We start from the raw sequence: 11,790 nt of genomic DNA, 5'->3' as shown, positions 1-11,790 counted from the left end.
TGGGGGGGGGTGCAGGGGGCCGTTTTGTTAATAAAAACCCAAAACCCCCCCAACCCCAGCTCCCACAGGGTTTTGCATGGGTCTGAAGTTCACTGTTGTTCATTGATCTCATGCCAACACCTGACGCATGCGGATCAGGGTCTGGTCCAGGCTGCTCGGCTCGCCGGCGTTCTGGCGCAAGAATGCTTCGATGGCCGCATGGCGGTTGATGGCTTCGTCGGCCAGCGGGTCGCTGCCGGCGGAGTACTCGCCGACGCGGATGAGCATTTCGATTTCGCCGTAACGCGCCATCAGCTCACGTATGCGCATGGCCAGGCGTTTGTGTTCTTCACCAGCGACCTGCTCCATCAAGCGGCTGCGGCTGCGTAATACATCCACCGCCGGGAAGTAATTGCGCTGGGCCAGTTCCGCGCTGAGGGCGATATGCCCGTCGAGGATCGAACGGGCTTCTTCGGCCACCGGGTCACTGGCCGCATCCCCTTCCGTCAACACGGTGTACAGCGCGGTGATGCTGCCGGTGGGGCCGGGGCCGGCGCGTTCGAGCAGGCGCGGCAAGGCCGAGAAAAACGACGGCGGATAACCGCGACGGGTGGGCGGTTCGCCCACGGCCAGGCCGATTTCGCGCTGGGCGCGGGCAAAGCGCGTCAGGCTGTCCATCAGCAGCAATACATTGCGGCCCTGGTCGCGGTGGTACTCGGCCAGCGTGGTGGCGACAAACGCCGCACGCACGCGCTCGGCCGCCGGACGATCCGAAGTCGCAACCACTGCCACGGTGCGCGCGCGGGCCTGGGCGTCGAGTTGCACGTCGAGCAGTTCGCGCACTTCCCTGCCTCGCTCGCCGATCAGGCCGATCACAATCACATCGGCTTCGCTGTTGCGGATGATGCTGGCGAGCAACGACGACTTGCCCACGCCCGGCTCACCAAAAATCCCCATGCGTTGGCCCTGGGCCAGGGTCAGCAGGCCGTCGATGGAGCGAATACCCAGCGCCATCGAACGCACGATCAGTTGCCGCGAAAACGGCGCGGGCGGCTCGGCATGCAGGGGGTAACGCTGCAAGGCCAGGGTCGGCGGGACGCCATCGCCGTCGAGAAAATCGCCCATGGGGCTGATCACCCGGCCCAGTTGCGCATCGCCCACGGCAACGCCCAGGGTTTCGCCGGTCGCCGTGATTTGCGTGCGGGTCGACAGGCCTTCCATGGAGCCGATCGGCGACAGAATCGCCTCGTCGCCATCAAAGCCGATCACCTCAGCGCTCAAGCTGCGGCCACTGCCGGGGTCGCGCAGTTGACACAGTTCACCGATGCTCGCACCGGCCACACTGGCGCGCAGCAATACACCGCGAATGCTCAACACGGTGCCGTGCATCGGCCGTGGGCGGGCCTGGGCCAACCGTTCAGTCAGGCGCGGCAGCAACTGTTGCAGGTTCATGCCACACCTTCTTCGGCAAAGGGCAGCAGGCTGCGGCGCAGGGTTTGCAACTGCGCTTCCAGGCCCAGTTCGACGGACCCGGCTGGGCTGTTGAGGCGCGCCTGACCGGCGCTCAGCTGCTCGTCGGCGTCCACGGCAATCGCCAGGCCTTCGTGCTTGAGGCGTTGGCGCAAGGCCTCGACGTCGGTCGGCGGCACCCACAGGGTCAGTGCCTGGTCCTGGCGAAATGCACTCAGGGCCTGGCGGGTGCAACGCACGACGCGGTCGGCGTTGTCCAGCTCACCCAACACCTCGCGCACAATACCCAGGGCCAGGTCGGCCAGCGACGCTTCCAGGCTGCTCAAGTAGTGCTGCACCTGGGATTGGGTCTGCACCAGCAACTGCGCGACTTGTTCGGCGCCTGCCTGGCGCGCGCTTTCAAAACCCTCGGCGCGGGCGGCGTGCAGCCACTGGTCGCTGTCGGCCTTGATCTGTTCGGCCTGTTCCTTGGCGGCTTGCAGAAAGGCAAATCCATCGGTCCACAGCGCTGCTTCTTCAGCACGCAGGATGCGCGCAGTGGGCCGGCTCGGTAATTCACTCATGGGCGTTGTCCTCGGCCGCAAGGCTCGCAGCAGCGGCCTGAACGATTTCCAGGTCGCGGGGCAAGCGTGCGCTGTGGCCCTGGGGGAAGGTGAAACGCAGGCGCAGCCAGCCCTGCAAGTCGGCGTGCTGGGCCTGCAGCCAGGCGGCAACACAGCCTTGGCCGTCGCGGTCGATGGCCTCAATCAGCTCCGATGGCTCGCGCAGCAGGTCTGCGGCGCCGCCAAGTTGGCGCTGCGCCAACGCCTGGCTGAACACCTCGGCACCGAGTCCCTCGCGCAATTCGTTGACCACCTCACGGCGGATCTCGCGGCTCAGGGTCGAGGCATGCCAGATGGCACCGCACAACCGTGGCAGGCGTGAAAACTGCGCGGGTGACAACAGCAACACCGCCAGGTCGGCGGCGGACGGCGTCACCAGGTGCGCAATTGGCGCCAACTGATAATGGTTGACCAGCAACTGCTCCAGGCGCTGACGAAAACGCGCCTGGCCTTGCAGGGCCTGCAGCACTTCATCGGGCAACTCATCGGCGAAACAGGCGCCCAGGCTCGGTCCGCGCACAAACTGCAGCGGCTCGGCGAGCAGCCCCTGCCAGCGTTCAACCAGGCTCATTCACCCTCCTTGAGCACATACATCGCCTGGGACTGACGCCGCGCCCAGTGTTGGCGAGCCAATACCCCAAGCGCGCCGAGGGCAATCAGCAGCAAGCCGCCAAACATCACGCGTGCCTGCGCCAAGTTGTCTTCCAGCAGCCACAGCCCCATGAAGCGCGCCAACCGCGGTTGCGCCGGGTTCTGGCTGATGGCGACGGCGGCCTTGATCGCCGTCACCGAGACGCCGTCGTAGCTCAGGCCGGAAATGCCGTTGGCGACCAGGGTCTTGATCTGCGGGATCAGCGTATTGATGTCGGTGCCCGGGTCGTAGCGCACCAGCACCGAGGCCGACGACGGTGAAATCACGCGCTTGAGCAAGTCGTTGTCGGGCAACACCACGTGCACGCGGGCGGCGACGATGCCGTCGATCTGCGACACCGAGTGCGACAGTTCTTCGCTCAGCGCATAGATCATCTGCGCGCGTTCCTGCACCGGCGACGACACCAGGCCATTGCCCTTGAACACCTCGCCCATGTTGGAAAAGCTCTGTTGCGGCAGGCCGGCGTTGTCGAGCAGCGTCATGGCCTCGGCAAAGCGCTCCTCGTCCACCACCACTTTGAGCTGGCCGTTGTCCTGGGTCTTGCGCTCCGCCGGGATGCCACCGCGCAGCAGCACCGCGACCATGGCGTTGGCATCGCGCTCGCTGAGGTTGGTATAGAGGTCGGTGTTGCACGCCTGCAAGAGGCTGGCGAGCAGGCCGATCAGCAGCAGGCGCAGCGCGCGGTTTGGGCTAGGCATGGCGTTATTGACCCTTGAGCAACGTGTTGGCGGACCCGGAAATCTGCGTCGCACCGCGCACCACCATCTGGGTTTCGATGGAGTAATCGAACATCTTGCCCAGGGAGTGCACGATCTGGTCGACCTGTTGCTCGCCGACTTTTTTGCCCGGCTCGCCCTGCGGCGAAGCACTTGCCGTGCGGATGTCCACCGAGGCCGGCGGCGGCGCCGACGGGTTATTGGTGAGCACGTCGGCGCGTTCGGAAAACGCGCGCGTACGGTCGATGAAACTGTTCATGCGCTCCATCAGGCCCGAGCCGATCTGGTGCGGGCTGGCGCCTTCGGGCATGCCCTTGGCGGTATTGGCCATGTGCTCGAACAGGTTCTGCGAGGCCCCGGCGGGCCCCGCACCGGCGGACGGCGGCAAGGCCGTGGCGCCGGCGGCGAGACTGATAGTCATAGGGGCTCCCTACTCTTCGTCGTCATCGGACATGGCGTCGTTCAGCAGTTCCTGCATCTTCGGCATGATGATGAACTGACCGCCGATGGTGACGGCCTGGGTGATCAACGCATCGTTGAATTCGGCGTCGCTGGTCTCCGACGGTTTGTCGGCGGCCTTGGCGTTACCCACCGCGGCGTTGAACTTGGCTTCAGGGCTGGCGCCACCGGGGGCGAGGTTGCTGTCTACGGCCGTTACGGACATGGTGCTGCTCCTTTACTGGGTTGGGGTTTCAGTACTGACTTGCGCGCCACGGAACACCCGCACCCCGCGCTCGCGCGCCACCGGGGCGGCCACGACCGTGGGTTGCAGGTGGTCGACATGCTGTTGCACCAGCGCCAGGTACGGCGGCGGGCCGGAAACAAACACTTCATCGCCCTCGGGGCCGTTGCGCATGGAGAGTTGCTGGCCGAACACGTCGAGGGTGTTCAGGTAGGCCTGCAACTGGTCCAGGTTCAGGGCGCTGGCCTTGAACAGCTTGGTGCTGATTTCATCGCTGGCATTGAGGTACAACAGGTTGCCGTCGAAGTACCAGGTCAGGCCGTTGGTGCTGCACAAGGTCTGCAGGAACTCACCGGCGGTGGCTGCGCGGATGGTGCTGCGCGCCTTGCCGCGCACCTTGTCGGAGAGCACCAGCGGCACGTCGAGGTTGTGGCCGAATTCTTCCAACGCGCTGCGAACGTCCTGATCGACCAGCACGTAGGCGTAGGGCTGCGAGAACCACGCGGGCTCCTCGGCCGCGTTGGCAAAACCCGCACCGAACAGGCATAGGAGCGCCATCAAAAATATGCTTACATGGCCTGCGCCTTCGCCCGACGAGTTGTGACGATGACCCACAAATTTCTGCTCGCCAGCACCTTGCTGCTGGCTGCCTGCTCCAGCAAACCTGCGACCGATACCGACAAATCCCTTCAACTGGCCAACGACCTGAGCAAGCGCGGCGACTACAGCAGCGCGGCTGCGTTGTACGAGCGCGCCACCCAGCAACCGGGTGCCGGCATTGAGTTGTGGCTCAAGCTCGGCCAGGCCCGGCTCGACGCCAAGGACGCGCTGGGCGCCGAACGCGCCTTCCAGCAGGCGCTGGGGTTCGATGCCCACAACGCCGACGCCCTGCTCGGCCTTGGCACTGCGCAGTTGCAATTGGGCAAGACCCAACGCGCCGTCACGGCGTTGGGGCAGGCTGCCGAGATCAATCACCTGCCGGTGGCCTACACCCGCCTGGGCATTGCCCACGTGCTGAATGGCCAGGCCAGTGCCGCACAAACCGCCTTCGCCAAAAGCCTGAGCCTGCAGCCCGACGACCTCGACAGCCGTTGCAACCTGGCGCTGGCTTATGCGCTGGGCGGGCAGCCGCAACAGGCGCTGGATACCATTGCGCCCGTCACCCAATCGCCGCGCGCATTGCCACGGCATCAGCGCAACGAGCTGTTGGTGATGGTGTTGGCCGGGTATGAGCAGCGGGTTGCAAGCCTTCCCCTTGATGACATCCCTGCCGCAGAACGTGCGCGATTGGTGGTGGAGGCCAAGCGGATCAAGGCGATCAGTGATCCGGTGGCGCAGGCCAAGGAATTGGGGTTGGTGGACCCGCGTTGAGCCCGTGGTGATTAAGGGTGTTGTGGTGAAAGGGCTGGTTGAGGTGAACGGGCTTCCTGTGGCAAGTGGGCTTGTTGTGGCGAGCGGGCTTGCCCCGCGTTGGGCTGCGAAGCGGCCCCTTGCAGTCTCGCCGCGTTCTTTCAGATAGCACTCAGGGCCTGGTTTTGGGGCTGCTTCGCAGCCCAACGCGGGGCAAGCCCGCTCGCCACAACAAGCTCGCTCGCCACAGGACTTCGTCAGAACACAGGAAACGTGGCCCTCAACAGTCATTGTTGGCCTCCGGTGGCGCCGGCTTTGGCTTCTTGTTGATCTTTGCGACGTTGCAGCTGCTCGCGGTCGAAGCCTTCGATGTAGACCTGCGCGGCGCGGCCAACGGGGGCGGCCATCACCGGGCCGGTGGTGCGGCCTTGGGTCAGGTCCTGTCTGCGCTCAACCATCTGCATCAAATTCAAATTATTCGCGCAGCCCAGCGGCAGCGTCGGTTTGAAGTCTTCGTCCAGCCCGATTGCGTCCTTGGCCGCTGGCTGCTGGCACTGGCTCGGCAAGCCATCCGCGCGAAACTCCGGCGCGTAGTACACCGGCGCCAAGTGGGTCTGGCAGCCCATCAGCGCCAGGGGCAAGAGCATCAACACACGCAAAGCAGTCATCGCAGGCCCCCTCATCAATTCATGTAAAAACCGAACGCGCCGCCGCTGCGCGGGCCGCTGGCTGCGGCGGTCGCCGGTTGTGCGTCCAGCGGCGTGGCGAGCGTGCGACTGCGCACCGGCTCGACCAGGTACGGGGTAATCAGGATCACCAGCTCGGTTTCATTGCGCTGGAAACGCTTGGAGCGAAACAGGTTGCCCAGGATCGGCAAGTCGCCAAGCAGCGGCAGCTTCTCGATGTCCTGGCTGCTCTCACGCTGGAACAGCCCGGCAATCGCGAAGGTCTGCCCGCTGCCGACTTCCACCCGCGTGTCCGCGCGGCGCACGCTGAAGGACGGCACATGGAAATTGCCGAAATCGACCGTACCGCCGCTGACCACGCTGCTGACTTCCGGGCGCACTTGCAGGGCGATGCGACCGTTGGGCAACAGCGTCGGGTTGAACAGCAGCGACACGCCAAACGACTTGTATTCGATGCCCACCAAGTCACGGTTGACCGGCACCGGGATCGCCACTTCGCCACCGGCGAGGAAGCTGGCGGTCTGGCCGGTCATGGCGGTGATATTCGGCTCGGCCAATATCTGCAAAATGCCGTTGGCCTGCAGCGCGTCGAGCATGCCGTCGATGTTCACATTGCCCGAGCCGGTGCCTGCCGTTGCCAGGCCACCGGCCGTTGCCGCTGCCAGGCCGCCGCCGGTGATCAGCCCGAAGGAGAAGGTGCCGTTGCTGAACATCGCGTTCCAGTTCACGCCGTAGTGCAGCAATTCGGAGCGCGAGACTTCGGCAAACCGTACGCGCAGGTTCACCTGGGCCGCGCCTGCGTATTCGGTGGTGTTGATTGCGCTCTGGAAGCCCTGGCCCTGCGGGTTGAGCAGCGCGTTAAGGTCCGTCGCTTCGGCCACCGAACCGACGGTGCCCTTGGCGATCAGGCGGTTGCCGGCGCCGCTGATCTGCGCGCCATTGCCGGGGTGCAAGGCCTGCATCGGCGTGGTCACCGCGGCCGTACCGCTGCTGACCGACAAGGTCAGGCCGGCCAGTTGTTTGCCATCATTACCAAGGGCGATCAGGCTGGTAGTGCCTGGCGTCTTGCCGAAAATATAAATCGTGCCCGGCGACACCACCTGCAGGTCGGCCACATTCGGCTCGGCGACCAGTACCGAATCCACCGGCGCCACAAAATGCAGAATGCGCCCTTCACCGGACGCCAGGTTGATCGAACCTGAGGCCCCGTTGGCAATGTCCTGAGCCTGACTTGCAGTGGTGACCAGAGCCAGCAACAACATACAAAAACGCATCATGAGGCAGACGCCAGGGAGGTGACGGAAGCCGCGGCAGGCGCGCGGCGGTTGGAAATATCGGTGAGGCTGATGGTGACCAGCGCTTGCAGGTTGTACTCGGTGGCCAGCTCGCGGAACGACAGCACCGCCAATTCCAGTTCACCGCGCAACACCAGACGGCGCAGGCTGCGCCGCAGCTCCGGGTGCACCAGCAATACCGCGCTGTTGACCTCGCGGGTGTTTTCACAGGCCTGGCGCAGTTGCGCGAGCAAGGCGCGGCTGACGTCTTCGGGGATCAATTCGCGCTGCGGCTCCTGGCGACGCAGGGACGCGCGCAACTGGTCTTCCAGGCCCGGCGCCAGCACCAGTGCACCGATTACCCGGTTACGGTCGGCGTACTGATGGCTGATCTGGCGCGCCAATGCCGCGCGCAAATGTTCGGCCAGCCGCCCGGCATCGGTCTCGCGGGCGCCCCACTCCACCATGGCTTCGAGCAAGGCGCGCTGATTGCGGATCGATACGCCTTCGCCGACCAACAGGCGCAAGGTCTCGGCAACGCGCTGCAAGGGGACCAGGCGCAAGGCTTCCTTGACCAGTTCGCCGTACGTGGCTTCGGTGCGCTCGAGCAGCAGGCGGGTTTCCTGGATGCCGAGGAAGTCGGCGGCATAGCGGCGCAGGCTGCGTTCCAGCACGCCGCGCAAGACTTCGGCGGGCAGCAGGAAACCGATGCCGGCGTTGCGCAGGGTCTCTTCATGCTGGCGCTCGACCCAGTGGGCATTGCGGCCGTTGAGCGGCGAGTCGGCTTGCACGGTGGCGATGTCCAGCAGTTGCACGTGCACCGGGTCGTCCTGCACAAGCAAGCCATTGATCGGCAGTTCGCCTTCGCTCACCGGCACGCCTTCCAGCGACACGCGGAAACTGCCCGGCGTGGCCTTGGCCTCCATATAGATGCCCGGCACCGGCACATCCACGCCCAGGTCAGTACGGATGTCGTGACACAGCGCTTCGACACGCTGGCGCAGCAACTGGCGCGGCGCGCTCTGGGACACGCCGCTGCCCAGGGTGAGCAGCACGCGAGTATCGGGCAGCAGGTTGTCATCCAGTTCGGCCTGCGCCTCGACCACCGGCTCCGGGGTTTCGGCCAAGGCTTCCAGCTCGCCCTGGGGCTGGCGGGTGTGCCGACGGTACATCACGAACGCTGCGCCGCCAAAGGCTGCGGACAAGCCGAGGAATACCCAGGTCGGAAAACCGGGCAACAGGCCCACACCGATCATGATCAATGCCGTCAGGCCCAGTGCCCGGTAGCTGGCGCCCAGCTGCTTGATGATCTCGCTGCCCAGGTCGCCGGCTTCACCGTCGCTGTTGACCCGCGTGACCACCGTGCCCGCCGCCACCGAAATCAGCAGCGCCGGGATCTGTGCGATCAGGCCGTCACCCACGGTCAGCAGCGAGTAGGTGTGCACCGCTACACCGAACGGCATGTCGCGTTCGATCATGCCGATCAGCATGCCGCCGAGCAGGTTGACCGCCAGAATCACCAGGCCGGCGATGGCGTCGCCTTTGACGAATTTCATCGCGCCGTCCATCGCGCCGAACATCTGGCTTTCGCGCTCCAGGCGCGAACGCCGACGACGCGCTTCGGCCTGGTCGATGTCGCCATTGCGCAGGTCATTGTCGATGCTCATCTGCTTGCCGGGCATCGCGTCCAGGGTGAAGCGCGCGGCCACTTCCGCGACGCGTTCGGCGCCTTTGGTGATCACCACAAACTGCGCCACGGTGATGATCAAAAACACCACCATGCCGACCACGACCTGGCCGGCGATCACAAAGTCACCGAAGGCCTTGACGATATGGCCGGCGTCGCCGTGCAGCAGGATCAAGCGGGTGGTGGTGATCGACAACGACAAGCGAAACAGGGTGCTGAGCAGAATCAGCGGCGGCAGCGCGGAGAATTCCACGGAATGGCCGATGTAGAACGCAACGATCAGGATCAGGATGCTCAGGGCAATGTTGAGGCCGATCAGCATGTCCACCAGGTAGGTGGGCAGCGGGATGATCATCATCACAATCGCCATCAGCATGAAGGCGACGATGATCACGTCGGTGCGCTGCGCCGCCATGCGCGCCAGGTTGTTCAGGCGGTTGAGGGCACTCATGCGCCGGCCCTGCGCGCAGCCAGGTAGCGTTTGAAGCACTGGCGCGCTTCGTCCTTGCGCTCGCCGTACCACAGCGCGCGGGCGCGCAGCAGCAACAGGCTGGCGGACTCGCCTTCCAGCGCCACCAGACGATCGAGGGCGCCCAGGGCACGGCCGGCGTCGCCGCTGTCGGTGAACGCGAGCACCAGCGAGCGCAGCAACACGCCGTCTTGTGGCGCGACGCTGACGGCGATCAGCAGCATCACCAGCGCGCGCTGGGACTGGCCGTTGCGCCGGTACAGCTCGCCAATGCCTTTGAGCAATTGCACGGCGTCGTCGTTATCGCGGGCCATCAGGCATGTACCTCCGAGCGTTGCTGTTCGAGGGTGCGACGCATCTCGATCTCTTCGCTGATCAGGTCATGGGCCAGCTCCTTGATGTCCGTCTCGGCATCGAGGGACGGCAGGATGTGTTCCATCACGTGTTCCAGCAGCTCCAGGGAGCGGGCGCTGCCGAACAGCAAGGAGTCAACGCCCGCGGCGCTGGTGAGTGCTTCGAGGTCACTGCGCAGCGAGCGGCGGGTTTGGGTCTTGCGGGTGTTGAGCACCGCTTCGAACGCAGTGGCCTGGCGCGAGTTGACCGGGCGAACGGCTTCGACGGGGGCGCTGCGTGCGTCGCTGGGGATGAGCGGGCGGGGTTCGACTTTCATGCGGGGGCCTGCGAACAGCGCTCATGGCTGAATAGGCACTCCGACCCAGGATCTCTAGCGCCTGACAGATAGCTTTCGCGGGCAAGCCAGCTCCCACGGGTGGGTTGGGTGCGTTCCATGGGGCGACTCATAAGGTGAAGGTGAAGCGCTCTTCGCCACGGGCGAGGATCACTTGGTTGTTCTCGATGCGCTCCAGCACCCAGTTGTCCGCCAGGGCCGCGCCGGGGTACAGGCGTTTGCCGCTGTCGTTGATCACGTAGGGGTTGGTACCGAACCACACGGCCTGGAAGCGCACACGCGGGCGTGCGGCGTCGGCGCGTACGCTGACGCGAGGGTTGAGGACGATCTGTTGGCCGTAACGCTCATCGAAGGCCTGTTGCAGGGCCAGCCATTGAGATTTTTGCGACTGTTCGAAGCTGCCGACGGCACTGAGCTGGCCGTTGGCGTCAGTGACCTTTATTGCATCCAGGTGGGCAGCCTGGAGTTGCTGCTCCAGCCAGGTTTTGGCGTGTTCACGCGACGGTTTTTTCAGCGCAGGCACCTGCGCCGCGACCGCGGCCTGGGTGAGCGGCGTGTCGTTGCGCACCGCCAGCGCCCCCGCACATAAAAACAGCAGGACGATCGCGACAATCCAGGGCGTAAATGTGCGTGTGGCGTCCGAAGGTTTTTCCACCCCCTCAGGCGAGGCCAGGCTGACACCTGCCGCGCCGATACGCAGCTGCAACGGCAGTCGCGCGCGATGGCCGCTGCCGTGGGGAATACGGACATTTTTGCCAAGCACCACATCGCCGCCCAACGCTTCGACTGCCACCTGGCCGCCCTCGAACCGCAGGCGCAGGTGCAGGCCGGCGATGCCGGGATCGCTGAGTACCAGATCGGCCGCGAGGTCCGCGCCGAGGGTGTAGACAGGCTGGTCGAGCACCAGGGAACTGCCCTGATGCAAACCGCTGGTCACAGTCAGGGTCGGTGCGCCAATACCAGCGACCGGACCCAAGGAAATCAAGGCTGTCATGTTCGGGTTTGCCCCCTTGAGCATGTGCAACGGGGTCAACAATCAGAAGGTGAAAACACTCAGCAGGTAAACGGGCAGCGCCGGCGCCGCCCGTTTTGGCGAATCAGTTCTGCGGACGCTGTTTGGTGGCGTCGAGTTCCGCTTTTTTCGCGGTACTGATTTCAGTGATCTTGGCCGACTTCTCGATAGCCATGTTGAAGGTCGCTTCCATCTTCGCGATAGCGTCGTCGGCGCCGCCGGCTTTTACTGGTGGGACATCAGCCATGTTCATCTCCTTGCATCGATAGGGAAGTTATTCAGTTGCGCAACAGCAAGCTGAAAGTATGCAAACCGGTGAATGCCCAAAACGTCAGACAGTGAGCCTTCGAACCGTCGTTGGTTTGCATGGGCCCCATACTACTCACGATCAAAACGCCTTCGCTGTGAAAGCTTGTGAAACGTTTCGCTTACAGGGTGTAAAAGGTTTGGCTCAACCTGGCAGTGAGAAAAACTCATGCAGCTGAGGCCGTTGAACTTTTTTAAAAAAATCCATACACGCAAA

At 64.5% G+C, this 11,790-nt stretch carries 15 protein-coding genes; 1 reads left to right on the top strand and 14 read right to left on the bottom strand.

The features are described 5' to 3' along the window. Positions 1-108 precede the first annotated feature (108 nt). Genes NTD89_RS19630 through NTD89_RS19600 form a run of 7 tightly spaced genes read right to left on the bottom strand, consistent with a single transcriptional unit; the run spans position 109 to position 4,659 of the window. The gene (locus tag NTD89_RS19630) at positions 109-1,431 is read right to left on the bottom strand and encodes a FliI/YscN family ATPase (protein WP_262209199.1); all 1,323 of its coding nucleotides are present in this window, start codon (positions 1,429-1,431) and stop codon (positions 109-111) included. Continuing rightward, entirely contained in the window at positions 1,428-2,012 is a 585-nt protein-coding gene (gene sctL, locus NTD89_RS19625; protein ID WP_242199432.1) for a type III secretion system stator protein SctL, read from the bottom strand. The genes NTD89_RS19630 and sctL overlap by 4 nt, the downstream gene beginning before the upstream one ends. After that, positions 2,005-2,622 (bottom strand): type III secretion protein, encoded by a 618-nt coding sequence (locus NTD89_RS19620; protein ID WP_262209198.1) that lies wholly within the window; start codon positions 2,620-2,622, stop codon positions 2,005-2,007. Before NTD89_RS19620 ends, sctL begins: the two co-directional genes overlap by 8 nt. Beyond that, positions 2,619-3,401, bottom strand: a complete 783-nt coding sequence (gene sctJ / locus NTD89_RS19615) for a type III secretion system inner membrane ring lipoprotein SctJ (RefSeq protein WP_106578752.1) — start codon at positions 3,399-3,401, stop codon at positions 2,619-2,621. Before sctJ ends, NTD89_RS19620 begins: the two co-directional genes overlap by 4 nt. A gap of 4 nt (positions 3,402-3,405) precedes the next feature. Beyond that, the gene (locus NTD89_RS19610) at positions 3,406-3,840 is read right to left on the bottom strand and encodes a hypothetical protein (protein WP_145164086.1); all 435 of its coding nucleotides are present in this window, start codon (positions 3,838-3,840) and stop codon (positions 3,406-3,408) included. A gap of 9 nt (positions 3,841-3,849) precedes the next feature. After that, a complete protein-coding gene (locus NTD89_RS19605; protein WP_262209196.1) occupies positions 3,850-4,083 on the bottom strand; it encodes a hypothetical protein in 234 nt (77 codons plus the stop codon). 12 nt (positions 4,084-4,095) lie between these two features. After that, positions 4,096-4,659 carry a type III secretion protein gene (locus NTD89_RS19600; protein ID WP_119739907.1) on the bottom strand — a complete coding sequence of 188 codons (564 nt, stop codon included), beginning with the start codon at positions 4,657-4,659 and terminating at the stop codon, positions 4,096-4,098. Between the two features lie 48 nt (positions 4,660-4,707). On the opposite strand from NTD89_RS19600, the gene NTD89_RS19595 reads away from it, so the two are divergent. Continuing rightward, positions 4,708-5,472, top strand: a complete 765-nt coding sequence (locus NTD89_RS19595) for a tetratricopeptide repeat protein (protein ID WP_262209195.1) — start codon at positions 4,708-4,710, stop codon at positions 5,470-5,472. 266 nt (positions 5,473-5,738) lie between these two features. On the opposite strand, the gene NTD89_RS19590 is transcribed toward NTD89_RS19595, so the two are convergent. The 7 genes from NTD89_RS19590 to NTD89_RS19560 all read right to left on the bottom strand — a co-directional run bounded on the left by NTD89_RS19590 (position 5,739) and on the right by NTD89_RS19560 (position 11,514). After that, entirely contained in the window at positions 5,739-6,119 is a 381-nt protein-coding gene (locus NTD89_RS19590; RefSeq protein WP_262209194.1) for a hypothetical protein, read from the bottom strand. Positions 6,120-6,133: 14 nt separating this feature from the next. Beyond that, complete coding sequence (locus tag NTD89_RS19585; protein WP_262209192.1) at positions 6,134-7,414, bottom strand: type II and III secretion system protein family protein; 1,281 nt, start codon at positions 7,412-7,414, stop codon at positions 6,134-6,136. Beyond that, positions 7,411-9,549 (bottom strand): type III secretion system export apparatus subunit SctV, encoded by a 2,139-nt coding sequence (gene sctV / locus NTD89_RS19580; RefSeq protein WP_262209190.1) that lies wholly within the window; start codon positions 9,547-9,549, stop codon positions 7,411-7,413. Before sctV ends, NTD89_RS19585 begins: the two co-directional genes overlap by 4 nt. After that, on the bottom strand, positions 9,546-9,881 hold the full coding sequence (locus NTD89_RS19575; protein WP_404483311.1) for a tetratricopeptide repeat protein: 336 nt from the start codon (positions 9,879-9,881) through the stop codon (positions 9,546-9,548). The genes sctV and NTD89_RS19575 overlap by 4 nt, the downstream gene beginning before the upstream one ends. Continuing rightward, positions 9,881-10,237 (bottom strand): hypothetical protein, encoded by a 357-nt coding sequence (locus NTD89_RS19570; protein WP_262209189.1) that lies wholly within the window; start codon positions 10,235-10,237, stop codon positions 9,881-9,883. The genes NTD89_RS19575 and NTD89_RS19570 overlap by 1 nt, the downstream gene beginning before the upstream one ends. A gap of 127 nt (positions 10,238-10,364) precedes the next feature. Continuing rightward, positions 10,365-11,249 (bottom strand): FHA domain-containing protein, encoded by an 885-nt coding sequence (locus NTD89_RS19565; protein ID WP_262209188.1) that lies wholly within the window; start codon positions 11,247-11,249, stop codon positions 10,365-10,367. A gap of 103 nt (positions 11,250-11,352) precedes the next feature. Further along, entirely contained in the window at positions 11,353-11,514 is a 162-nt protein-coding gene (locus NTD89_RS19560) for a hypothetical protein (protein WP_016969018.1), read from the bottom strand. Positions 11,515-11,790 lie beyond the last annotated feature (276 nt).

It is taken from the genome of Pseudomonas sp. 14P_5.3_Bac1, assembly GCF_025466135.1.
Classification (GTDB): domain Bacteria; phylum Pseudomonadota; class Gammaproteobacteria; order Pseudomonadales; family Pseudomonadaceae; genus Aquipseudomonas.
This window is presented reverse-complemented; position numbering and strand designations above follow the sequence as displayed.

What these genes read in the sequence shown, in the direction of transcription:
- NTD89_RS19630 (WP_262209199.1), bottom strand. Translation starts at nt 1,431, where the DNA reads ATGAACCTGCAACAGTTGCTGCCGCGCCTGACTGAACGGTTGGCCCAG.
- sctL (WP_242199432.1), bottom strand. Translation starts at nt 2,012, where the DNA reads ATGAGTGAATTACCGAGCCGGCCCACTGCGCGCATCCTGCGTGCTGAA.
- NTD89_RS19620 (WP_262209198.1), bottom strand. Translation starts at nt 2,622, where the DNA reads ATGAGCCTGGTTGAACGCTGGCAGGGGCTGCTCGCCGAGCCGCTGCAG.
- sctJ (WP_106578752.1), bottom strand. Translation starts at nt 3,401, where the DNA reads ATGCCTAGCCCAAACCGCGCGCTGCGCCTGCTGCTGATCGGCCTGCTC.
- NTD89_RS19610 (WP_145164086.1), bottom strand. Translation starts at nt 3,840, where the DNA reads ATGACTATCAGTCTCGCCGCCGGCGCCACGGCCTTGCCGCCGTCCGCC.
- NTD89_RS19605 (WP_262209196.1), bottom strand. Translation starts at nt 4,083, where the DNA reads ATGTCCGTAACGGCCGTAGACAGCAACCTCGCCCCCGGTGGCGCCAGC.
- NTD89_RS19600 (WP_119739907.1), bottom strand. Translation starts at nt 4,659, where the DNA reads ATGGCGCTCCTATGCCTGTTCGGTGCGGGTTTTGCCAACGCGGCCGAG.
- NTD89_RS19595 (WP_262209195.1), top strand. Translation starts at nt 4,708, where the DNA reads ATGACCCACAAATTTCTGCTCGCCAGCACCTTGCTGCTGGCTGCCTGC.
- NTD89_RS19590 (WP_262209194.1), bottom strand. Translation starts at nt 6,119, where the DNA reads ATGACTGCTTTGCGTGTGTTGATGCTCTTGCCCCTGGCGCTGATGGGC.
- NTD89_RS19585 (WP_262209192.1), bottom strand. Translation starts at nt 7,414, where the DNA reads ATGATGCGTTTTTGTATGTTGTTGCTGGCTCTGGTCACCACTGCAAGT.
- sctV (WP_262209190.1), bottom strand. Translation starts at nt 9,549, where the DNA reads ATGAGTGCCCTCAACCGCCTGAACAACCTGGCGCGCATGGCGGCGCAG.
- NTD89_RS19575 (WP_404483311.1), bottom strand. Translation starts at nt 9,881, where the DNA reads ATGGCCCGCGATAACGACGACGCCGTGCAATTGCTCAAAGGCATTGGC.
- NTD89_RS19570 (WP_262209189.1), bottom strand. Translation starts at nt 10,237, where the DNA reads ATGAAAGTCGAACCCCGCCCGCTCATCCCCAGCGACGCACGCAGCGCC.
- NTD89_RS19565 (WP_262209188.1), bottom strand. Translation starts at nt 11,249, where the DNA reads ATGACAGCCTTGATTTCCTTGGGTCCGGTCGCTGGTATTGGCGCACCG.
- NTD89_RS19560 (WP_016969018.1), bottom strand. Translation starts at nt 11,514, where the DNA reads ATGGCTGATGTCCCACCAGTAAAAGCCGGCGGCGCCGACGACGCTATC.